The organism is Dolomitihabitans soli, from assembly GCF_022213955.1.
GTDB lineage: Bacteria > Actinomycetota > Actinomycetes > Streptosporangiales > Streptosporangiaceae > Streptosporangium_A > Streptosporangium_A soli.
The window spans coordinates 75,081-95,995 of the sequence record NZ_JAKNTW010000039.1 but is presented as its reverse complement, the minus strand read 5'-3'; the positions used below and the strand labels follow the sequence as shown (position 1 = coordinate 95,995).

Annotated in this window: 21 protein-coding genes and 2 tRNA genes; 13 read left to right on the top strand and 10 right to left on the bottom strand. The window is 68.6% G+C overall.

The annotated features are described in order from the left end of the window. Nucleotides 1-4: 4 nt before the first annotated feature. Nucleotides 5-589, top strand: a complete 585-nt coding sequence (locus MBA17_RS43760; RefSeq protein ID WP_238504006.1) for a short chain dehydrogenase — start codon at nt 5-7, stop codon at nt 587-589. A 125-nt stretch (nt 590-714) separates the two neighbouring features. Continuing rightward, nucleotides 715-2,028: a preprotein translocase subunit SecY gene (gene secY / locus MBA17_RS43755; RefSeq protein WP_238504004.1), complete on the top strand. Its 1,314-nt coding sequence runs from the start codon at nt 715-717 to the stop codon at nt 2,026-2,028. On the opposite strand, the gene MBA17_RS43750 is transcribed toward secY, so the two are convergent. Together MBA17_RS43750 and MBA17_RS43745 are read right to left on the bottom strand one after the other, a co-directional pair. Then, complete coding sequence (locus MBA17_RS43750) at nt 2,018-2,677, bottom strand: response regulator transcription factor (RefSeq protein WP_238504003.1); 660 nt, start codon at nt 2,675-2,677, stop codon at nt 2,018-2,020. The genes secY and MBA17_RS43750 overlap by 11 nt on opposite strands. Beyond that, nucleotides 2,674-3,954 (bottom strand): sensor histidine kinase, encoded by a 1,281-nt coding sequence (locus MBA17_RS43745; protein ID WP_238504001.1) that lies wholly within the window; start codon nt 3,952-3,954, stop codon nt 2,674-2,676. Before MBA17_RS43745 ends, MBA17_RS43750 begins: the two co-directional genes overlap by 4 nt. A gap of 864 nt (nt 3,955-4,818) precedes the next feature. Here MBA17_RS43745 and MBA17_RS43740 point away from each other — a divergent pair. The 4 genes from MBA17_RS43740 (at nt 4,819) to MBA17_RS43725 (ending at nt 6,486) form a co-directional block, all read left to right on the top strand. Continuing rightward, nucleotides 4,819-5,127 (top strand): MerR family transcriptional regulator, encoded by a 309-nt coding sequence (locus MBA17_RS43740; protein WP_238503988.1) that lies wholly within the window; start codon nt 4,819-4,821, stop codon nt 5,125-5,127. Nucleotides 5,128-5,440: 313 nt separating this feature from the next. Beyond that, nucleotides 5,441-5,650, top strand: a complete 210-nt coding sequence (locus MBA17_RS43735) for a transposase (protein ID WP_238503986.1) — start codon at nt 5,441-5,443, stop codon at nt 5,648-5,650. 53 nt (nt 5,651-5,703) lie between these two features. Further along, on the top strand, nt 5,704-6,135 hold the full coding sequence (locus MBA17_RS43730) for a hypothetical protein (protein WP_238503984.1): 432 nt from the start codon (nt 5,704-5,706) through the stop codon (nt 6,133-6,135). Between the two features lie 275 nt (nt 6,136-6,410). Continuing rightward, nucleotides 6,411-6,486 (top strand) — tRNA-Thr (locus MBA17_RS43725). Between the two features lie 333 nt (nt 6,487-6,819). Here MBA17_RS43725 and MBA17_RS43720 read toward each other — a convergent pair. The 5 genes from MBA17_RS43720 to MBA17_RS43700 form a co-directional block, all read right to left on the bottom strand. Next, complete coding sequence (locus MBA17_RS43720; RefSeq protein ID WP_238503982.1) at nt 6,820-7,137, bottom strand: hypothetical protein; 318 nt, start codon at nt 7,135-7,137, stop codon at nt 6,820-6,822. 249 nt (nt 7,138-7,386) lie between these two features. Continuing rightward, nucleotides 7,387-8,574: a UDP-N-acetylglucosamine--N-acetylmuramyl-(pentapeptide) pyrophosphoryl-undecaprenol N-acetylglucosamine transferase gene (locus MBA17_RS43715; protein WP_238503980.1), complete on the bottom strand. Its 1,188-nt coding sequence runs from the start codon at nt 8,572-8,574 to the stop codon at nt 7,387-7,389. A 176-nt stretch (nt 8,575-8,750) separates the two neighbouring features. Then, nucleotides 8,751-10,169 carry a serine hydrolase domain-containing protein gene (locus MBA17_RS43710; RefSeq protein ID WP_238503978.1) on the bottom strand — a complete coding sequence of 473 codons (1,419 nt, stop codon included), beginning with the start codon at nt 10,167-10,169 and terminating at the stop codon, nt 8,751-8,753. Nucleotides 10,170-10,396: 227 nt separating this feature from the next. Next, a complete protein-coding gene (locus MBA17_RS43705; protein ID WP_238503976.1) occupies nt 10,397-10,936 on the bottom strand; it encodes an EF-hand domain-containing protein in 540 nt (179 codons plus the stop codon). A 101-nt stretch (nt 10,937-11,037) separates the two neighbouring features. Continuing rightward, nucleotides 11,038-11,628 (bottom strand): nuclear transport factor 2 family protein, encoded by a 591-nt coding sequence (locus MBA17_RS43700; protein WP_238503974.1) that lies wholly within the window; start codon nt 11,626-11,628, stop codon nt 11,038-11,040. 650 nt (nt 11,629-12,278) lie between these two features. Between MBA17_RS43700 and MBA17_RS43695 the strand changes: the two genes are divergently transcribed. The 6 genes from MBA17_RS43695 to MBA17_RS43670 all read left to right on the top strand — a co-directional run bounded on the left by MBA17_RS43695 (nt 12,279) and on the right by MBA17_RS43670 (nt 15,538). After that, a tRNA-Met gene (locus tag MBA17_RS43695) sits at nt 12,279-12,352 on the top strand. An 81-nt stretch (nt 12,353-12,433) separates the two neighbouring features. After that, complete coding sequence (gene rpmG, locus MBA17_RS43690; protein ID WP_030921771.1) at nt 12,434-12,598, top strand: 50S ribosomal protein L33; 165 nt, start codon at nt 12,434-12,436, stop codon at nt 12,596-12,598. A gap of 134 nt (nt 12,599-12,732) precedes the next feature. Next, nucleotides 12,733-13,182: a MaoC family dehydratase N-terminal domain-containing protein gene (locus MBA17_RS43685; protein WP_238503972.1), complete on the top strand. Its 450-nt coding sequence runs from the start codon at nt 12,733-12,735 to the stop codon at nt 13,180-13,182. Between the two features lie 2 nt (nt 13,183-13,184). Then, on the top strand, nt 13,185-13,613 hold the full coding sequence (locus MBA17_RS43680) for a MaoC family dehydratase (protein WP_238503960.1): 429 nt from the start codon (nt 13,185-13,187) through the stop codon (nt 13,611-13,613). An 87-nt stretch (nt 13,614-13,700) separates the two neighbouring features. Beyond that, nucleotides 13,701-14,744 (top strand): UDP-N-acetylmuramate dehydrogenase, encoded by a 1,044-nt coding sequence (locus MBA17_RS43675; protein WP_238503958.1) that lies wholly within the window; start codon nt 13,701-13,703, stop codon nt 14,742-14,744. 227 nt (nt 14,745-14,971) lie between these two features. After that, nucleotides 14,972-15,538: a TMEM165/GDT1 family protein gene (locus tag MBA17_RS43670; protein ID WP_238503956.1), complete on the top strand. Its 567-nt coding sequence runs from the start codon at nt 14,972-14,974 to the stop codon at nt 15,536-15,538. A 79-nt stretch (nt 15,539-15,617) separates the two neighbouring features. Here MBA17_RS43670 and MBA17_RS43665 read toward each other — a convergent pair whose 3' ends face one another. From MBA17_RS43665 to MBA17_RS43650, 3 genes are all read right to left on the bottom strand, one after another. Further along, a complete protein-coding gene (locus MBA17_RS43665) occupies nt 15,618-16,142 on the bottom strand; it encodes a hypothetical protein (RefSeq protein WP_238503949.1) in 525 nt (174 codons plus the stop codon). A 387-nt stretch (nt 16,143-16,529) separates the two neighbouring features. Further along, nucleotides 16,530-19,391, bottom strand: a complete 2,862-nt coding sequence (locus MBA17_RS50040; RefSeq protein ID WP_274386865.1) for an ATP-binding protein — start codon at nt 19,389-19,391, stop codon at nt 16,530-16,532. 123 nt (nt 19,392-19,514) lie between these two features. Next, complete coding sequence (locus MBA17_RS43650) at nt 19,515-19,691, bottom strand: hypothetical protein (RefSeq protein ID WP_238503948.1); 177 nt, start codon at nt 19,689-19,691, stop codon at nt 19,515-19,517. Nucleotides 19,692-19,976: 285 nt separating this feature from the next. On the opposite strand from MBA17_RS43650, the gene deoC reads away from it, so the two are divergent. Beyond that, the gene (gene deoC / locus MBA17_RS43645; RefSeq protein ID WP_238504123.1) at nt 19,977-20,915 is read left to right on the top strand and encodes a deoxyribose-phosphate aldolase; all 939 of its coding nucleotides are present in this window, start codon (nt 19,977-19,979) and stop codon (nt 20,913-20,915) included.

The window sequence follows — 20,915 nt, the reverse complement described above, 5'->3', positions numbered from 1 at the left end:
CGAGATGAAGGTAATCGTGATCGGTGCGACCGGGACCATCGGAGTCGGGGTGGTCGCCGCGCTGGAGGGCAGGCACGAGGTCGTGCGGGCCTCGCGGGGCGGTTCGGTGAAGGTCGACCTGGATGACGCCGGTTCGATCGACGCGTTGTTCGCCTCCGTGCGCGACGTGGACGCGGTGGTCTGCGCGGCGGCGAACGCGCCGCTGACACCGATCGAGCGGCTCACCGACGAGGATGTGGCCGCCGGCCTGCGGAGCAAGTTGCTGGGGCAGGTGTCCCTGGTACGGCGGGCGCTGCGCGAGGTGCGTGACGACGGGTCCATCACCCTCACCGCGGGCACCTTCGTGGACCACATCCCGGGCAGCGCGGTGGGCGCGATCGTGAACTCCGGGCTTGAGGGTTTCGTCCGCAGCGCCGCGCCGGAGATGCCGAGAGGGATCCGCCTGAACGTCGTCAGCCCGGGCTGGATCCAGGAGACCCTCGACAACCTGGGGCTCAAGGGATACCAGGGGACACCGATGAGCGAGGTGGCGCAGACGTACGCCAAGGTGGTCGAGGGCACGATGCGCGGCCAGACGCTCGTCCCCTGACCTGCGCCCGAGGCTGCGCCGTACGCGGATTCGCGTACGGCGGAGCCTCGGTTGAGCGGATGCCCGCGCGGGGGTGCGTTGGCGAGAATCGCCGCTGTGATTGCCGATGAGGGCGCTGTGGCGCCGTGCTGACCACTTTCGCCCGCGTGTTCCGCACCCGTGAGCTGCGCGGGAAACTGCTGTTCACGCTGGGGATCGTCGCGCTGTTCCGGCTCGGGCAACTGCTTCCCGCGCCCGGCGTCCACCTGGCGAACGTGGAGCGTTGCCTGACTCAGGCGCAGTCGGGCGGTGCGGCCGACATCTACGCGATGGTGCAGTTCTTCAGCGGTGGCGGCATGCTCAAGTTGTCGGTCTTCGCGCTCGGCATCATGCCGTACATCACGGCGAGCATCATCATGCAGCTTCTCACGGTGGTGATCCCGCGCCTGGAGACCTTGAAGAAGGAGGGCAACGCCGGCACCGCGAAGGTCACGCAGTACACGAGATATCTGACGATCGGGCTCGCGCTGCTCAACGCCACCGCCGTGGTGGCGATGGCGCGGTCAGGGCAGATCTTCCCCTCGTGCCGGGAACCGTTGCTGGTCGACCAGGAATTCCTCACCGTGGCCACCGTCGTGATCACGATCACCGCCGGCACCGCTGTGATCATGTGGCTCGGCGAGCTGGTCACCGACCGGGGAGTCGGCAACGGCATGTCGATCCTCATCTTCACCTCGGTGATCGCCGTCTTCCCCTCCTACCTGACCAACATCCTGCGGCAGAACCCGTTCGCCTTCGTGATCATGCTGGTGCTCGGCGTCTTCCTGATCGCCGCGGTGGTCTTCGTGGAACAGGCCCAGCGCCGCATCCCCGTCCAGTACGGCAAACGCCTGGTCGGACGCAGAATGTACGGCGGGACCTCGACGTACATTCCGCTCAAGGTCAATCAGGCGGGGATCATCCCCGTCATCTTCGCCTCGTCGCTGCTCTACATCCCGCAGCTCGCGGTGTCGCTGTCCGGCGCGCAGGCGAACCCGGTGTCCACCTGGATCCAGCGCTACCTCGTCTCCGGCGATCACCCCGTCTACATGGTCACCTACCTGGTGCTCGTGATCTTCTTCGCGTTCTTCTACGTGTCGATCACGTTCAACCCGGTGGAGGTGGCCGACAACATGCGGAAGTACGGCGGGTTCGTGCCGGGTCTCCGGCCCGGACGGCCGACCGCGGAGTATCTCGACTACGTTCTCAACCGGATGACCGCGCCGGGAGCCGTCTACCTGGGCGTACTCTCGATGATCCCGATCATCGCGTTCATCCTGCTCCGGGATCCCGGCACGCAGCAGAACTTCCCGTTCGGCGGGGCCAGCATCCTGATCATCGTCGGGGTGGGGCTGGACACGGTCAAACAGATCGAGAGCCAGCTCCAGCAGCGCAACTACGAGGGCTTCCTCAGGGGATAGAGAGGCCCGCCCTGATCGCGAAGACGACGAGCTGGGCCCGGTCGCGGGCGTGCAGTTTGACCATGGCCCGGCTCACGTGGGTGCGCACGGTGTCGGGACTGATCACCAGCTCCTTGGCGATCTCTTCGTTCGACCGCCCGGTGGCGACCCAGGCGACCATCTCGCGCTCCCGGGGAGTGAGCTGGTCCAGTCCGGCCAGCGGGGTCACGCCGTCGGCGGTCAGGTGCTGGCCGAACATGCCGATCACCCGCCGGGTCACCGACGGGGAGAGCAGCGCCTCCCCGGAGGCCACCACGCGTACGGCGTGCACCAGTTCGTCGGGGGCGCTGTCCTTGAGCAGGAAACCGCTCGCCCCCGCCTGCAACGACTCGAAGACGTACCGGTCGAGCTCGAAGGTGGTCACCACCACGACCCGGGTGGTCCGCAGGTCCGGATCGGCGGCGATGGCACGGAGGGTGTCGAGCCCGTCCATGCCCGGCATCCGGATGTCGAGCAGCAACACGTCGGGACGGGCCCGCCGTACGATCTCCAGGGCCGCCTTGCCGTCGGCCGCCTCGCCGACCAGCTCCAGGTCGTTCTCGCGCTCGATCAGGACCCGGAGCCCCATCCGGACGACGGCCTGGTCGTCGGCGAGGGCGACCCTGATCACACGATCGCCCGTGGGAAGCGGGCCACCACGCGGAAACCGCCGCCCTCGCGGGGACCCGCGCTGAGCGTGCCGCCGGCGGCCTCCACCCGCGCCCGCATGCCCGTGAGGCCGCGTCCCTCTCGTACCGCCCCGATGCCGGCCGGGCTCCGGTCCTCGCGAGCGGCCTGCGCGCCCAGGTGACCTTGGTCCTCGTGGATCGCCGGTGGGCCGGTTCGCTCTCGGACCTCGTCGGGCGGGAGGGCGGCCGTGTCGGCGCCCCGGTCGGCGATCTCCACCACCAGGTCGCCGCAGACTCCGGCCGCGCACGGCTCGTGGGCCACCCGGACAAGGGCCCTGGTCGGCCCGGCGTGCCGAATGACGTTGGTCAGCGACTCCCGGACGACCCGGTAGACGGCGGCGTGGACGTGCGCGGGCATCGTCGTGCTCAGCTCGCCCAGCTCCAGGTCGACGGGCAGGCCGCCCGCGCGGACGCCGTCGATCATGCGGTGCAGCTCCTGCGAGGGCATCGGGTGCATGGCGTCGAGAGTGGCTCGCAGCTCGTTCAGCGCCTGCAGGCTCGTCTCGCGGATCGCCTCCAGCGACTCGCGCGCCTGCTCGGGACGCTCCTCGAACATCAGCAGCGCCACACCCGCCTGCATCGCGATTGTGGCGAGCCCGTGCCCCGCCACGTCGTGCACCTCACCGGCGATCCGGCTACGTTCCTCAAGCGCGGCCCGCGCGGCGACGCCGTGCGCCTCACCGGTGCCGCGACTCCGGTCGCCGGCGTTGTGGGCCGCGCCGACGCCGCGACTCTGGTCCGCGGCGGTAGGGGCATCGCCGGTGTGCTCCTCGACCACGGCCGCGTTGTGGATCTCGCCGAGGATACGGGCGTGCGCGTCAGCCGGGGTCGTGCCGGGGGACAGCTGCCGGTGTTCGCGCTGGTGCGCGGGCTGCGCCGCCACGTCGTGATCGACCGGTTCGGTGGCGGTCGCCCTGGCCTGCGCGGGAGTGCCGACGGTCCACGGTACGGCCAGCCAGCCCGCCCAGGCGAGCACCAGGATGACCGGCAACTCCCCGGGCCGGGGGAGATGGGTCGGCCACAGCCGGCGTCTGCGCACCATCTCCAGCATGGCCACCGCGGAGACCACCCAGATCCACGCGGCCTCCATGCCCGACATGAAGACCCAGATCAGGATGGCGACGACCACGGCGACGAGCGTCAGGTCATGCCGCAGGCCACGCAGGATCGCGCCGGGTGCCCGATGGGTCCGGCGGCTCGGGTGCGTCTGCTCGGCCACCTTCCCCCACCCAACTTGCGACTACGCATGATCCTAGCCAACGCGGCTGACAAGGAGGGCTGCGGTCCCGTTCGCGGGGCGTCGGCATGGCCGCATAGCTGTACATATCCAGCCATCACGGAAACGGAATCGAACCCTCAGCCCCAACCCCTCAGAACCGAACCAGCCCCGGACCCCTCGGCCCTGAATCCGGATAGCCGAACCCGGACGGCTGCCTCCGGGCCGCTGTGGACGATCACCGGACTCACGTTCAGGGTCAAGAAAACCTCCAGTGATCTATGTAGACATTCGTATTCGGCCGGGGTATCGTTTCAGTTGTCGAAAGAGAAGAGAACATCAAGAAGACGCGGCAGATGACGAGCTGCCGCCACAGTTCGAAGAGCTTGAACGTCAGGCGTGCTGGAGCCGGAATGGCGAAGCGGTGGTTCCAGCCGGTGGCGTAGATGTCGCAGGACCCATCGGTCAGGCGTGCTGGAGCCGGGATGTTTCCATGGTGGTTCCAGCCGGTGGCAGGTGGCGGCGCAGGGCACGAAGGTCAGGCGTTGCTGGGGCCGGAATGGTGGTGCGGTGGTTCCAGCCGGTGACGCGCGTGCATGAGAAAGGCAAGTGAACGATCGAAGGAGAAGGGGAGGGTTGCACGTCGTTGGATCGCCCGCTCTCGGCTGAGTCTCGCCGGGCGGGTACCGCAGTCCCATCGGAACGAAAGGTGGTCCTCGGTCACGCTTACGCGATCCCCGTACCGCACGTCGTCTCAGACGGCCGGCGCGGACACGACGAACCGGCGAACGTGCCGGTGACAGTGGTAACCAAACCTCGGGCCCCGGTGCTACGGCACCGGGGCCCCTCGTGACGTTGGAAGGTGCGATGGGCCCAACCCCACAAGGCAAGATGGACGACGACGATTACCCCGCCTACACCATGGGCCGCGCCGCGGAGATTCTCGGGACGACCCCGGCGTTCCTGCGCAGCCTGGGCGAGGCGAAACTGATCGAACCGCAGCGCTCGACCGGCGGTCACCGCCGCTACTCCCGTTACCAGCTCGGCCTGGCCGCCCGCGCCCGGCAACTGGTCGATGAGGGCACCGCGCTGGAAGCCGCGTGCCGCATCATCATCCTGGAAGACCAGCTCGCTGAGGCCCAGCGGATCAACGCCGAGATGCGCGACCAGTCCTGACGCGACCCCGGGATCGTGCCATGTGACGATCCCGGCCGGGCCTTGTCACGGTTCGCCGAGACGGCATTGAATCCACCCACCATCCGTGTTCGGGCGTGCCCAACGTCGAGACCGGCTCGTGCTCCCGGCCGCCCGCGTCCACAACGCATCCGTCCACGTCGGAGCGTTGGCGCCCCGCCCTTCTTGGAGAACCAGCGATGAAGGCGGTGCGCAGCGTCCGCAATGGACCGGTCCCAGACACCTGCAATCCATAACAAATGTGGCGCGTGTCGCTTTACGGAACTCTTGGGGCGTGGGCCTAGTCTGTGCGTTCGTGGACAGGCGATGGGTCGGGCCGGGTGGGTACGAGATCATTCCTGCCGTTCGCGCGGGCCGGCAGGTGCTGCGGTTGCGCAGACATGGCTGGCTGGTCGCCGACTGCGTGACGGTCGCCCAGGTTGCCGGATATGTCGACCTGGCCGAGCTGTGCGAAGTGGTTCCGCTCCATTCGGCCGTCACGGATTGTCACATCTCCGTTACGTAGCTGCGAGGCTATCCCTCAGGTGCAACGGGTATCCCGACCCTGGAGGGGGAGCGATGAAGAGGTTCGCAATCGCCGTAGCCGCGCTGGGCCTCACGGTGGCCGCGCTGGGTCTCACGGCCTCCTGCGCGGCGGGCACGGCCGACACCGTCGCCACGGCCGGCATCACCGCCGCGCCGATCCGCGTGTGGAATCTTTATGGAGCCGAGCAGGGCCGGGCCGACGAACGCCCGGCCGATCTGGTGCTGTCGGAGTTCACCACGGCCAACCGGATCACCTGGCGAAGCTGGGGCCCGAAGACCGCCGTGGGCACCGGTGCGATCAGCGGCACATGGTGTCTCCCGGGTTGCCTGGACAAGCCGTACCCGGCGACGATCACCCTCAGCGACACCCGCTCCGGCTATTTCACGAAGTTTCAGGTCGAAGGCGACTTCCCGCGTCCGAACGACTCCGCCGACACGCTCACCGGCACACTCGCCACGCCCTGACCACTAGGTGGCGCGGTGGCAACGGTGGACGACCCTGCCGCCTCCATGCAATGTCGATCTCAGAGCTGGGGGAGGCGGGCGAGGCCGTCACACGCGCCCTTCCGACCCGCGTCGGCGTCCGTTTCGGGTCCCCGCAGACACTCGGTCCGGTACGGCGAGCGGCCCGTCTGCGGCGTCGATCCCGAGGGGTTTCGAGGCGGTGTTTCCGATTCGCATCAGCCGGGAGCGGCGTGTATGGTTACACCTGTCCGCAGCGCGAAAGCGCGACGTGACCCGCCCCTTTAGCTCAGTCGGCAGAGCGTCTCCATGGTAAGGAGAAGGTCTACGGTTCGATTCCGTAAAGGGGCTCCACTCCTGAACAGCCCAAACGCCCGATCCAAGCTCCCTTGGACTCGGGCGTTTTGCGTTTGCTCGATCAACTACTCGCATCGGCCATCGGAACTCGATCACCGTCCCCCGCGCGGGATACGGCGACACGCGCCTGCCGTCCCGGAACGGCGCCAGCAACGCGTCCGGGGCCGACATCGACGAGCACCCGCCTGGCCGGCCGTACCCGCTGGGCTGACCACCCGCGAGATGCTGACGGCGTGGGGCCCCTGACGTGCGGCCGTACTGACAGGGCCCCACTCCGACCTTGAGACGCTTCGCCTTCTTCGGAGGGCGGGGGGTTCTTCGTGTTGAAGCTCAGGGGATGTATACCTCGTAGTAGAAGCCCGCCAGATAAGGGCCACCCCCGCGGAACCAGTGACAGTAGAGAAGCGCGGTGTATTGACCGTTCTGCGCAGCGTCCTCGTAGGCGAGGTCGCAGGCGGCCAGGGTCTGGTAGGGGCCCTGCAGGTACCAGTCCCGTGTCGGCCAGCCGGCGGCCACGGTCGCGCTGGTCTGGGTGGCGGCGGTCGCGCTGGTCTGGGTGGCGGCGGAAGCGGGTGCGGCACCAGCCAGGACGCTGATGCTCACCGCTGCCGCAAGTACGGCCGTGGTGTGGAGTCTGCGGAGTTTCATGTGGGTGGCTCCTCACGAATCCGTCGGGTGGTAGAGCTCAAGATGAGCATGGATTGCCGAAGGCGAGAAGTCACCGGTTCTCCATATTGCGGTGGTTATGGCATGTTCCTCGCATAACGGACCGGCATGACGAGCACCAGCGACCGAGCTGATTCGCCCCCGCCCCGGAACAGCGGGTGCCTACCTCGGGCTGCTCGCGATCCTCGCCCCGCTGCAGGCGATCCAGGCCGACCTGGAACTGATCGCGGGTCAGCCGGACGTGACGGACAGGATCACATCCACCAGTCTGTCGGCCGCGTCCGGCCGGCCATGCGCCCGGGCCCGCTCCGCCATGGCGGCACGCCGGTCGGCGTCCGTCAGGAGCGGGCCGACCGCTTCCCGCAGGCTGCTCGCGGTGACCTCGCTCAGCAGGGCCACGGCCGCCCCCGCCTCGACCATGTGCCTCGCGTTGTGGGCCTGCTCGTTGCCCGCCGAGCCGGCGAGCGGGATGAACACAGCGGGCTTGCCCAGGGCCGCCAGCTCGGCGAGCGTGCCGGCGCCGCTCCGCGATACCGCGACATCGGCCAGCGCCAGGACGTCAGGTAGTTCCGCGCCGACGAACTCGGTGAGGTAGTAACGTCCGGCGCGGTCGACGGGCAGGCGGGCGGCATGCTGCCGCAGCCCGTCGACGTTGCCCGGCCCGCACTGGTGGATCACGTTCGCGTGGTCGAGTAGCCACGGCAGCACGTCCCGGACGACGTTGTTGATCTGCCGGGAGCCTTGGGCTCCGCCGGTGACGTAGACCGTGGGCAGCTGCCGGTCGAAGGCCGACAGACCCAGCGCCTTGATGGCTTTGTCGGCGTGCCCGGACAGCACCTCGGGCCGGACCGGGTTGCCGGTGACGACTGCGGCGCCGCGCAGAGCCTCCGGCAACAGGGGCAGCGTCGACGGCGAGGACACCGCGATCCGGGTCGCCGAACTGGCCAGCTTCCGGTTGGCCAACCCCAAGCGCACCGTCTGCTCGTGCAGTACAAGAGGGCGGCGGCAGAGCCGGGCCGCCAGGCCGCCCGGGACGGCGACGTACCCGCCGGTCGCAAGCACGACATCGGGCTGGAACCCTGCCACGATCCTGCGGGCCTGCACAATGCCGAGGGGCACGCGCATCATGTCCCGCAGGTTGGCTGGGGACAGCATCTTGATCGGGTTGCTGGAGCGGCGGATCTTGCCCGTGGCGACCGCGGCGAACGGGATGACCTCGGCAGGTGCGACGCGGGCCTCCAGGCCGTCAGCCGTTCCGATCCACAACACCTCAAGCGCCCTGCCGCCGGCGGCGAGCCTGGCCTGGAGGGTGCGTACGGCGGTGAGAGCGGGGTAGGTGTGGCCGCCTGTCCCGCCTCCTGTGACGATCAAACGGAAGGGCCGCTCTGGAGCGAGACGGTCGGCGGAGGCGTCATTCACTGAGGTGCTCCCAATCTGACCACGTCGGGGACTCACCCCGCGCCTGGGGTAGCCGAAACATGCGGGCGGTAGCAGTCCTGGAGTTACTGCGCGGCCACCACCGAAGCTCCGCGAGGACCACATCGGGCGCAGCCGGGCTTGCCCTCGCCCTGGCCGATACGCCCGGCGACCCGCCTTCAGGTGATCTTAGGGGTGGCGCGCATGCCGACGTACACGCATGGGGTGCCGTTGGTCAGGGTGGAGAAGACGACGGGCATGTATTCCTCGCTGAAGGAGGGGCCGGCGCCGGAGGCGGCGAACACCGTCTCGGATACCGGGCTCAGGTCCATGTCGAGGGGCGGGGAGAGGTCCTTCATGCCGTCGACGAACTCGTAGAGCATCCGCGCGCCGCCGTCGTCCTGCTGGGAGACGGTGATGACGACGCCTTCGCGCTTGTAGGTGCCCACCAGCGGCGTCATGTCCACCGTGGGCGGCTGGGCCGGCGGTCCGAACGCGTCGGGCATGCGCACCCCGGCCAGCTCGGCCAGGAGTTCCCGGAACAGGTCGGCGTAGAGCCGGCGGGCACCGCCGCCGTTGGTCAGCAGGACGACGGCCACGCCGGCCTCCGGGACGACCCGCAGGTAACCGTACTGCCCGATGGCGGCGCCGTCGTGACCGAAACCGGCGATGCCGTCCCAGTCGTAGAGGGTCCAGCCCAGGCCCCAGCCGTCGGCGCTGACGGTCCACTTGTCGGGGACGTCGACCACGTGCCGCTGCATGGCGGCGACGGCGTCGGAGGTCAGGATTCGGGTGCCGTCGGGCGCGGCGCCGCCGTCCAGGTGCATCTTGGCGAAACGGGCGAGGTCGCCGGCGGAGACGATGACCCTGCCGTACGGCCCGGCCGAGCGTGGCATGAGATCCCACTCCGGCGCGGGGTCGGGGTCCTGGCCCGGTTCGCCGAGGTGGCTCATCGCCGCGCGGAACCGCAGCGCCTCCTCCGGCAGCGTCATCGTTTGCCGGAGCCCGAGCGGGGCGACGAGCCGGTCTTTCAGCGCCTGGTCCCAGGTCTGGCCGGTCAGCACCTCGATGATGCGGCCGAGTACGACGTATCCGAGGCTGCCGTAGGAGGGCGCGGTCCCGGGCGGGCAGTCCAGCGCCACATCCCTGGCGGCCTCGACGTACTTGGCCAGGCAGTCGTCACCGCGGCCGGAGTCGTAGGTGAAGTCGTTGGTCACACCGCCGGTGTGGCTGAGCAACTGGCGCGTGGTGATCGTCTTGGTGGCTTCGGCATCGGGCGTGGCGAACTCCGGCAGCACATCCACGACCGGCGCGTCCAGGTCCAGCCTCCCCGAGTCGGCCAGCTGCATGATCAGCGTGGCGGTGTAGACCTTGGCGATCGAACCGGCCAGGAACACCGAGTCGGTGGTCGCCTCCACCCCTGTTCCCCGGTGCAGCAGGCCGCTGGCCAGTTCGTGGATGTTCCCGTCGACCAGGACGGCCAGCGTCGCGCCCGGCACGTGGCAGGCGGCGCGCAGCTCGTCGAGCCGCGCCTGCCAGTGGTCGGGGGAGAAGGGGCGGCCTGGGTTCTCGGTGTCCCGGTTCACGTTCATCGTCATGACATTCTCCTTCGGCAGGGGGGCGGAGCGTACGAAGTGCTCCGTTGCGAACACTGTACGCATGGAAGCGGTTGTACGCAACAGCGCACACTGTTCGCACGGGCGAAAGGTCGGTCATGAGCTTTCGGAGACCGCCGTGTCGAGGTCATCGGTATCCGTCGAAGAAGCGCCCTGGGCGGTTCGAGAGCCGGCCTTGGCCCAGATACGGATGTCCCGGGTGGAACGGGTTACAGGACGCCGAAGAGGAGGCCGCCGGGTGCGTCCGGGTCCCCCGAGACGAAGAACTCCCGAGCCGCCCGTGCGAACTCCTCGCAGCCGATCCTCCCGTCGCCGTTGGTGTCCAACCGGGCGAACAACTCCACGGCGGCCGGTGCGGTGATGCCCAGGACCTGCAGGAGGCGGGCGAACTTCTCCGCGCCGATCTGATAGCCGTGCGTGGTGTCGGTGATGTCCAGGACGGCGTGGATGATGCCGTTGAGCGCCTGGAAGGTGCGGCCGAGGTTGACGAGGCAGTGGGCGATGGCGAAGGCGTCCTTGTCCACGCGCCGGCCGCCGTCCGCATGGCGCTCCAGTTCTTGCCAGTACAGCGCGTAGGCCGTCTGGAGCGCCATCGCCCTGCGGTCGTCCCTGCAGAGGTGGTAGCCCGACAGATACCTGTCGATCAGGCGTTGGTAGTCGGCCCACTCGACATAGCCGTCACGATCGGCGTCGACGGCGTCGAAGAGTTCGCATATCTTGCGGTGAGGCGGGCCGGCGGCTGCGAACATAAGGCGGGTCCTTGCCTGGAAGCGCGCCGTCATCACGGTCCTGAGGCCGCTCAGAAAAGTGGGCCCTTGGACGGATGGTCGTGCGCCATGAAAGGGCTGCGTCAGGTTTGGCGCGGAGGGACGCGGGTCCAGAGTTCGTTGAAGGAAATGCTTTCGTAGAAGGCGACGCCATTGACGACCTTGCCCTCGCGCATCTTCATGAACCACGCGTAGCTGTTCTCGTACGTCTTTCCGTCGTTGGCGACTCCGCGACCGCTCCAGTAAACGACCACCGTGTCGTCGTCACAGAGGAGGTCATGGATCAGGGTCGGGCGGAACGGGTTCGGCGACCGGTTGAACCGGGCGACGAAGGGCGCCATCACCTCGTCCATGAACTGCTTCTTGCCCCGGTACACCTTGGACGCCAGCGAGCGTCCCTCGATGCGCCAGACGATATCGGGAGCGAACACGTCGGTGATGGAACCGGTCCCCCGGCGCCACGCGTCGAAGGCCTGGCGGATGATTCTCTTGCTGTCCTGCGAGCACGAGTCCGCCCTTCTCGGGACGGCACTCCGAGTTCCGAGCGCCGGACGTTGGTCCCCGATTTCCGTCATGCGGGAATCACCCGCATGGGCCGGCGTGCCCGGCATGGCCATTGCCCCGGCCACGATGAACAGGACAATCGCATTGACCACTATTCTGCGAATTTTCATGACTTGCCCCTTGTTCTTTCCTATGCCCCCCTCCATCGTTCCACCCTGCCCGGACGGCTACCTCGGAGCTTGTCTCAAGCTTCTCCAAATTAGCGGTATTGAGCGCACTTATGATGCTGTTTAAGCATTTATGTCCGTCCGTTATATTCTTGAAAGGTGCTTTATGCGATTTGTGGAGACGTCCGTGCGTCAGATGGACCGGGTACGCGCTCCGGCGGCCGGTTCGCCCTGCTCGCAAGGATCGCCACGCAGACGATCACGTCGTCCACGCGGTCGGTGCCGGGAGCGAGGATCGGTCCCAGCCTCCCGCCGCCTTCCTTCGAGCGAGAAGGCCAGGGTTCCCACCCCTCAGAGGCGAACCAGCGGGGTTGGCGTCCGTTCACGTTCTCGCTGAGCGAAGTGGGGAGGGGAGGTACCGGTTCGCGGCGGGAAGCGGGCGCTGGTAGTCTGGTCGACACCTTGAGGAATCTGCCCTGGCGGCAGCCAAGACCGGATCTCCGTGGTGGGTTCCATGAGGGGCTCGATCGTTCTTGGGCCCTGACCTGCTGGTTGGGGCCTTTGGTTTGAGCGACGTTCCCGCCTGATCGCTGTGCCACGGCACACGCGGAGGTCGGGTATTCTTGGGTGCCGGTTTGTTTTGCCGGCCTCCAGGCGGAGTAGCTCAGTCAGGCAGAGCAAGCGGCTCATAATCGCTGTGTCGCCGGTTCAAGTCCGGCCTCCGCTACTACCCTTCCCGGGTCCCTCCTCACGAGGCGACCTGGGGGTGGGTTGTCCACCTGTCCCAAACGTAGAAAGGCACTCCCACGTGGCTGCCACCGACGTTAGGCCGAAGATCACGCTGGCCTGCCAGGAGTGCAAGCACCGCAACTACATCACGCGGAAGAACCGGCGCAACGACCCGGACCGGCTTGAGCTGAAGAAGTACTGCCCCAACTGCAAGACGCACCAGGCCCACCGCGAGACCCGCTAGGGTTCACTGCGCGTGGTGGCCGTGAGCGGCTGCTTCAGCGACACTCGAAGACTGCGTACGACCGGCGTCCCGACGGGCGCCGGTTTGTCGTGTCTTCATGCGGAATGCAGGAGAGCGCAAAGGAGCTCTGCACGATGCCGTTGAATCGTGAGTTCGTCGGACGGACCTACAAGCAGTCCGCTTCCTACGAGGTCAGCCGGGTGAAGATCAGGGAGTTCGCGGCGGCGATCGGGGACACGAACCCGATCTCCCGCGACCAGGAGGCCGCGCGCGAGGCCGGCCACCCTGACGTGGTGGCACCTCCGACGTTTCCGATCGTGTTCAGCCTCTCGGGAGCGGGAGAGGCGCTGGTCGATCCCGAACTGGGCCTGAACTTCGCGATGGTGGTCCACGGCGAACAGCGGTTCGAGTACATCCGGCCGATCTACGCGGGTGACGAGCTGGTCTACGACTCGACGATCACCGACATCCGCACCGTCGGGCGCAACGAGATGCTGACGGTGCGGAGCGATGTGACGACCGTCGCCGGCGAGCCCGTCTGCACCACGTACAACACCATCGTCGAGCGCGGGGGAGCAGCCTAGCCATGACCGCGACGATCAAGTACGACGAGGTCGAGTCCGGCCTCGAGATCAAGCCCGTCGACTACCCCGTGCGCAGGGTCAACCTGGTGATGTACGCCGGGGCGTCCGGCGACTTCAATCCCATCCACTGGAACGAGCGCTTCGCGAAGACCGTCGGCCTGCCCGACGTCATCGCGCACGGCATGTTCACCATGGCGCAGGGCGGCCGGTTCGTCACGGACTGGGCCGGCGATCCCGCGGCCGTGGTCGACTACGGCGTCCGGTTCTCCTCGATGGTGGTCGTCCCCGACGACGACGAGGGCGCGACGATCACGGTGAGCGGCGTGGTGACCGAGAAGCTCGACGACAAGCGGGTCGTGGTCATGCTGACCGCCAAGTCGGGTGACTCACGCGTGCTGTCCAGAGCGCGGGCGGTCGTCCAGCTCGCCTGAGCGACCGGCGGCGGGCCGACCGCGTGGCTCCATCTGCTGCGTGCCCCTTAGGCTGGCCAGGTCGGTCTCAGCGCGTTGGGGAAATGCATGAAGCGGTTGTCAGGCGTACGGCTCGGGCCGTACACCACGTTGGGGCTGGGCGGGGTGGCCCGCACGTTCGTCGAGGCGACCTCGGCGGCGGAGCTCGTCTCGGCGGTCACCGAGGCCGAGGGGCCGGTGCTGGTGCTGGGCGGCGGCAGCAACCTGGTCGTCTCCGACGACGGGTTCGACGGCACGGTCGTGCACGTCGCCTCGCGTGGGGTCCGGATCGCGGAGGACGGCGACCGGGTGCTGGTGACCGCGGAGAGCGGGGAAGACTGGGACACGCTGGTCGCGCGGAGCGTCGCCGAAGGCTGGTCGGGCATCGAGTGCCTTTCGGGCATTCCCGGGCTGCTCGGTTCGACCCCGATCCAGAATGTCGGCGCCTACGGGCAGGATGTCTCCGAGACGATCGTACGCGTGCGCGTCCTCGACCGGGTCACCGGCGAGGTCCGCGAGATCGGCGCGGCGGAGTGCGGGTTCGCCTACCGGCACAGCGCCTTCAAGGCCGACCTGGAGCGCCATCTGGTGCTCGCGGTGACCTTCTCCCTGGCCCGATCGCCGCTGTCGGGCCCGGTCGCCTACAAGGAGCTGGCCGGTCGGCTCGGGGTCCCGCTCGGCGAGAGGGTGCCGCTGGCCGACGCCCGTACGGCGGTGCTCGCGTTGCGGCGGTCGAAGGGGATGGTGCTCGATCCGGGCGATCCGGACACCCGTAGCGCCGGTTCCTTCTTCACCAATCCGATCCTGACCCCTTCGCAGGCCGCCGAGCTGGAGTCGCGCGCCGCCGGGTTCCCCCGCTGGGCCACCCCCGAGGGGACGGTCAAGGTTCCCGCGGCGTGGCTGATCGAGCAGGCCGGTTTCCCCAAGGGATACCGCCGGGGCCCGGTGCGGATCTCCACCAAGCACACCCTCGCCCTGACGAACCCCGAAACATCCGGTACGGCGCGGCATCTGCTCGACCTCGCCCGCGAAGTGCGCGACGGCGTGCTGGAGAAGTTCGGCGTCACCCTGGTCAACGAGCCGGTGATGATCGGGCTCTCCCTCGCGGAATAGGCCCGTGCGCAACGGATGTTAGAGTCAGGTGGAAACACCCGAGGGGGAGTAGTCCCAATCGCGTGATCGACATACTGGCGCTCCGGCGCCCGGTCACGCGGGCCTGACGAAGGCGGACGAGACCTTCGGTCTGGCAGCCGTTATCCGCTGCCGGGCCGAAGCATGCCCGAACTCCCCGGGTGCTCGCTCTGGCCCGGCCGCGCCGGAGGAAAGGGCGAGAGTCCCCCTTGGAAGCGTTCTGGATCAGCCTTGTCGTGATCTTCGTAGCCGAACTCGGCGACAAGAGCCAGCTCATGGCGATGACCTTCGCCACCAGGTTCAAACCCTGGCCGGTACTCGCCGGAATCACCCTCGCCACCGCACTGGTCCACCTGGCCAGCGTGGCCCTCGGCGGCTTCGCCGGTGATCTGCTCCCGACCACCACGATCGCCGTCATCGCGGGCATCGCCTTCCTCGGCTTCGCCCTGTGGACCCTCCGCGGCGACGAACTCACCGACGAGGAATCGCAGAAGGCCACCCGCACCACCCGGTCCGCCATCATCGCCGTCGGCGTCGCCTTCTTCCTCGCCGAACTCGGCGACAAGACGATGCTCGCCACGATCACCCTCGCCACCCAGCATGGATGGCTCGGAACCTGGATCGGTTCCACGGTCGGCATGGTCGCGGCCGACGCTCTCGCGATCATGGTGGGCCGCATGCTCGGGAAGCACCTCCCCGAGAAGATCATCCGTTACGGGGCCGCCGCCGCGTTCGCGATCTTCGGCGTGGTCCTGATCGTCGACGCGCTGGTCTGACGGCTTGCCCGGCCTCGCCGAGGTCCGGCAGGTTCACGCCGGGCGCGATGTTCGGCCTCCCCCGGCCGCTGGGAAGGGGTCAGAAACGATGGTGGCCGGCGTAGTGATGGGACTCGCACTCGAGGAGGGCGTCGTCGCAGAATTCGACGCACCGGCGGTACGCGTAGGTGTTGGGATGGTAGTGCCTGGCGCAGCTACGGACGCATTCCCGATGCTCCAGTTGGCAGATGGACTTCGACGGCCCGCCGTATGCGGACCAGCTCTCGTGTTCCGCTGCGCCCGCGCTTCGCCGAGGCTCCGCCATCGTCCGGGCCGAGTCGCTGATCTGCCGGTAGACGTCGTTCAGGATGGGATCGGCGAAGGAGATCTCGACCACCATCAGCATCTTGCCGCAGCAGTCCTTGACCTTGTCGGTGGTCGTGACGGAGTCTATGGTCTCCTTCGGCACCGAGAAGGCGTGGGAGCAGAGGCATCCCAGGCCGGGCGTGAACGGGGTGATCATGACCCGGTCGGGATCGTCGGGAACAGCCTCGATCGTCGACAGCGAACTCGCTTCGTCCTGGTGCGTCAGCAGTTCATCCAGTGAGATCGGCTCGCCTGCCACCCTGGCCCCCAACATAAGAGATGTCTCGGGTCTCGGTACCCGAGCTGGGCGACGAACCGCACCCCGCAGGTAAGTCATGGCCGAACCCGGCATGATTCTGTGCCGATCTCTCGAAGAGCAACACCACTTGTAGCCATTCGATGACCGGACCCTCTGATTCGCCAAGGTGGAGGACCGGCCTCCTCCGCCCCGCCGTGCACGCCCTCGCCCACGGAGCCGCCGAACCCGTACCCCGCTTGCCCTGGAAAACCAGCGGAGATCGTCAAGGGGCGAGGCGTAACGGACCCCGGCCGCAGCCGCTGGAGTGGCGTGGATCCGCGGAGCCCGGCTGTCGGCGGCGGTTGGCGGCGGGGTGGCCTGCCGTACGTTCTCGGTCGTGATGGGGGGTTACGGGGTGAGGAGGGTGAGGCGGTGGGCGGCGGCGGTGGCCTCGGTGCGGCTGGAGACGCGGAGTTTGCCGAGGATGTTGGAGACGTGCACGCTCACCGTCTTGGCGGAGATGAAGAGCTCGGCGGCGATGTCGCGGTTGGACTGGCCCTTGGCGACGAGGCGGAGGACTTCGAGCTCGCGCGGCGTGAGCAGCTCGGCGGCCGGTTCCTGGGCGGTGGTGAGAGGGGCGCCGATGCGACGGGCCAGGGACCCGATGTCGTCGACGAGGGGGGTGGCGCCGAGCGAGACGGCGATGGGGTGGGCCTGGCGGAGGCGGGTCGCGGCGCCTTCGCGGTCGGTCGAGGCGACGGCGGACGCGGCGAGGAGGAGGTTCTTGGCCATCGGGTGCGGGCGGCCGAGGCGCTCGAAGGCCGCGGCGGCGTCGTCGTGGTCGCCGACGCAGGCGCGTTGATACGCCTCGGCGACCGGGCCGTCCACGTTGAGTATGGCCATCACCTCGCGCGTCGCGGTTCGTACGGCGGCGGCCTGATCGGGGGCGAAGGGGGCGGCGGTCTCGCAGAGGGTGCAGATGTGCGCGAGAAGCCGCCAGCCGAGCATGGCCTTGCTGGAGATGATCGCCCCGTTGAGCGAGCGCTCGGCCACCTCGAGGGCGGAGAGCGGCTCGCCGCGCAGTTGGTGCCACGACATCAGCAGCCGGATGTTGGCCATCGCCTCCTGGGTGAACTCGTCGGGGTGGCCGGTGGCGAAGGCGTTCACCTCGACCAGGAGGGGTTCGAGGGCGCCGGTCTCGCCTCGGTCGGCGAGGATGTCGGCCTTGAGCCGCAGCAGGTGGTGGCGGGTCCGCAGCACGGGATCCCTGGTGAGGGCGGCCTCGATCGCTTCGAGTGCCTCGTCCCAGCGGCCCAGGGTCTCCAGCGCCTCGGCGCGGTTGTTCGCCATGAAGATGCCGTCGAGGCGGTATCTGCCGTACTTCCTGGCGAGCTTCTCGCCCTCGACCGCCAGGGCCACGGCCTCCTCCGAGCGGCCGAGGTTGTTCAGGGCGTCGACGTTGTTGCCCATGGCTCTGAGCACGAGCCCGCCGGAGCCGAGACGCGCGCCGATCGTCCGGGCGCGCTCGTTGGTGACGATGGTCTCCTCCAGCCGGCCGGCGATGGACTGGCCGATCGCGAGGTTGATCAGGAGCTCGGCCTCCTCACCCTCGTCGCCCAGGCTCCTGGCGATGCTCAGCGCCTCCTGGGTGAGCATGCTGCCCTCGACGGTCTCGCCGCCGAACATCAGCGCGGAGCCCAGTTTGGCGAGCACCCGGGCGCGCGCGGCCCCCGGCGACGGCACCAGGTCGGCGGCGTAGCGGAGGTTGCGCAACGACCCGGGCTTGAGTTTCTGCCGCTGGAACAGTGAGAGCCGGACGACCAGCTCGGCGACCCGCTCGGGCTCGGCCTTCTCGTCGAGCTCGGCGAGCGCGCCCTTGACGAACTTCGTCCCCCGGTCGATCTCGCCGCTGGCGTGGGCGGCCTCGGAGGCCAGCTCCAGGATCGTCGTGTGGTCGGTGCCGGTGCGGGCCGCCGCGTCGGGCACCTTCTCCCAGAGGGCGAGGACGCGTTCGAGGAGCTGCATCTGCTCGGTGTAGGCGAAGGCCCTGGCGGCCTTGCCCGCCGCCTCCCAGGCCGAGGAGAGCGCCCAGGGGTCGTTGCGCGCGGAGTACCAGTGGTGGGCGATCTCGATGGCGGCGCGGCCGGGAGGCACCAGGGTGCGGTCGCGGTCGATCTCCTCGGCGAACCTGGCGTGCAGCCGGGTGTGCTCGCCGGGGAGCAACTCGTCGTGGACGGCCTCGCGGATCAGCGCGTGCCGGAAGACGTAGGCGCGGCCGTCGGCGACCTGGATCACGTTGCCCGCGATGGCGGGGCGGAGCGCGCTCTCCAGATCGGCGTCGGCCAGGCCGCTGACGGCGGAGAGCAGCGCGTGGCCGATCCTGATCCCGCCGGCGGCGGCGGTGCGCAGCACCCGCTGCGTGTCCTCGGGGAGCCTCTCGACCGAACCGATGATCAGATCGTGCAGCGACTCGGGGAAGGTGCACTCGGCGCCCGCCTCGAGCAGCGCCTCGACGAACAACGGGATGCCCTCGCTGCGTTCGTAGACCTTGGCGACCTTGCGGTACTCGGGTGTGGCGCCCAGGATCCCGGCCATCTGGGCGGCCACCTCGTCGTGGGTGAGGCGGGGCAGCTCCAGCCTGACGACGCCGTCGACACGGCACAGCTCGACCAGCACGGGCCGCAGGGGGTGCTGGCGGTGCAGGTCGTCGGAGCGGAAGGTGAGCAGCATCAGCACGGGGGCGGTGCGCAGGTTGCGGCTCAGGAAGGCGATCAGGTCGCGGCTGGATCTGTCCGCCCAGTGGATGTCCTCGATCACCAGCACCACGGGCCTGCGCTCGGCCAGCCGCTCCAGCAGGGTGAGGACCTGCTCGAACAGCCGGGCCCGCGCGTTGTCGGTCTCGGTGTCGCCGTTGGGCTCGCCGAACTCGGGCAGCAGCCTGGCCAGGTCGCGGTCCGCGCCGTCGGGCAGCAGGGCGGACACCTCGTCGGTGCCCATCTCGCGGACGAGCTGGCGGAGCGCGGCGGTGAACGGGGCGTAGGCGAGACCTTCGGTGGACAATTCGACGCAACCGCCGACGATCACGTGCGCGCCGTCGGCGGCGGCCTGCTCGGTGAACTTGCCCAGCAGGCGGCTCTTGCCCACGCCGGCCTCGCCGCCCAGGAGCACGGCGGCGGCCGAGCGCTTACGCGACTCCTCGAACGCCTCGGTGAGCGTGCCTAACTCGGCTTCCCGTCCCACGAAGACGGGGCTCACCGTCCGACCCATCATGTCTTCCAGCATGGCATGTCCCGAGCAGGTGGTTCGCCTGGTTTTCTGACAGCTAAAAGCCCATTCAAGGGGGCTGTGAGGCCCGGCCGAGAGGGAGGTTTCGGCCGGGCCTTCCGTGGGGGCTCATGACAGGCGAAGCTTGCCGAACACCATGCGCTGAAGCCGGTGGCTGGACCGCTCGCGCCCCTCGCGCCCCTTGCGTCCCTTCTGCGCCTCCAGAGCGAGGCGGTGGGCGTCGGCGATCTCGTGCAGCTCGGTCACGCGCTCCTGGATGAGCTGGTAGTGCATCTCGGGTCCCATTTGGGGGTCTCCTTGGGTTTCGCTCTGTTGCTGACTCTTTAAGATTCGCCCTAAGGCGCCCCCCGCCACATCGGGCGGATGCCTTATGTCTGGTCCTAGCCGGAGGAGACGCCCGGCTAGGACTACCTAGGAGGGTCGAGCTGGGAGTCCGGGCAGTAAGGGTGCCTGGATGAGGGTGAGATAGGGGTGACACGAGCGAATGTTGACGAAATGGGGTGACCACCCTCGGCCGGGTCCGGTTTGGAATCACTGGAGCCGGTCGGCGATGCTGGGCATGTGTCAATACTGACTACCCCGCTCGCGGATGTGGCATCGTCCAACGCCACGCTGCGCGCCTTCCTGTACGGCCTGCCCGGTGTGGACCGGGTGGGCGCCGACCAGCGAGCTGCGACGCTAGGCACCCGATCGATCAAGACCACGGCCAAGGCCGAGGCGATCGATCTCGCCATCTCCATGGTGGACCTCACCACCCTGGAGGGCGCCGACACCCCCGGCAAGGTCCGCGCGATGTGCGCCAAGGCCGTACGTCCTGATCCTGGGGAGCCATCGGTGCCCCGGGTGGCCGCCGTCTGCGTCTACCCCGACCTCGTGGCCTGTGCCGCGTCGGCCCTGTCCGGGTCGGGGGTGAAGGTCGCCAGCGTGGCGACCGGGTTCCCCAGCGGCAGGACGTCGCTGGAGGTCAAGACGGCCGACACCGCGCTGGCCGTGGCGGCCGGCGCGGACGAGATCGACATGGTGATCGACCGGGGCGCCTTCCTGGCCGGCGACCTCGCCAGGGTCTTCGAGGAGATCGTCGCGGTCAAGCAGGCCGCCGGCGACGCCCACCTGAAGGTCATCCTGGAAACCGGCGAGCTCGCTACCTACGACAACGTACGGCGGGCCTCATGGCTGGCGATGCTGGCCGGCGCCGACTTCATCAAGACCTCGACGGGGAAGGTGTCACCCGCCGCGACGCCTCCCGTCACCTTGATCATGCTTGAGGCCGTTCGCGACTTCCGGGCGGCGACGGGCCGGATGGTCGGCGTGAAGGCCGCCGGCGGCATCCGCACCACCAAGGACGCGATCAAGTATCTCGTGCTGGTCAACGAGACCGCCGGCGAAGACTGGCTGGATCCGGCGTGGTTCCGGATCGGCGCCTCCTCCCTGCTGAACGACCTGCTGATGCAGCGCCAGAAGATGGCCACCGGACGGTACGCCGGCCCCGACTACTTCACCCTGGACTGA

What these genes read in the sequence shown, in the direction of transcription:
- MBA17_RS43760 (WP_238504006.1), top strand. Translation starts at nt 5, where the DNA reads ATGAAGGTAATCGTGATCGGTGCGACCGGGACCATCGGAGTCGGGGTG.
- MBA17_RS43740 (WP_238503988.1), top strand. Translation starts at nt 4,819, where the DNA reads ATGGGCCCAACCCCACAAGGCAAGATGGACGACGACGATTACCCCGCC.
- MBA17_RS43730 (WP_238503984.1), top strand. Translation starts at nt 5,704, where the DNA reads ATGAAGAGGTTCGCAATCGCCGTAGCCGCGCTGGGCCTCACGGTGGCC.
- MBA17_RS43720 (WP_238503982.1), bottom strand. Translation starts at nt 7,137, where the DNA reads ATGAAACTCCGCAGACTCCACACCACGGCCGTACTTGCGGCAGCGGTG.
- MBA17_RS43710 (WP_238503978.1), bottom strand. Translation starts at nt 10,169, where the DNA reads ATGACGATGAACGTGAACCGGGACACCGAGAACCCAGGCCGCCCCTTC.
- MBA17_RS43705 (WP_238503976.1), bottom strand. Translation starts at nt 10,936, where the DNA reads ATGTTCGCAGCCGCCGGCCCGCCTCACCGCAAGATATGCGAACTCTTC.
- MBA17_RS43700 (WP_238503974.1), bottom strand. Translation starts at nt 11,628, where the DNA reads ATGAAAATTCGCAGAATAGTGGTCAATGCGATTGTCCTGTTCATCGTG.
- MBA17_RS43685 (WP_238503972.1), top strand. Translation starts at nt 12,733, where the DNA reads ATGCCGTTGAATCGTGAGTTCGTCGGACGGACCTACAAGCAGTCCGCT.
- MBA17_RS43680 (WP_238503960.1), top strand. Translation starts at nt 13,185, where the DNA reads ATGACCGCGACGATCAAGTACGACGAGGTCGAGTCCGGCCTCGAGATC.
- MBA17_RS43675 (WP_238503958.1), top strand. Translation starts at nt 13,701, where the DNA reads ATGAAGCGGTTGTCAGGCGTACGGCTCGGGCCGTACACCACGTTGGGG.
- MBA17_RS50040 (WP_274386865.1), bottom strand. Translation starts at nt 19,391, where the DNA reads ATGATGGGTCGGACGGTGAGCCCCGTCTTCGTGGGACGGGAAGCCGAG.
- MBA17_RS43650 (WP_238503948.1), bottom strand. Translation starts at nt 19,691, where the DNA reads ATGGGACCCGAGATGCACTACCAGCTCATCCAGGAGCGCGTGACCGAG.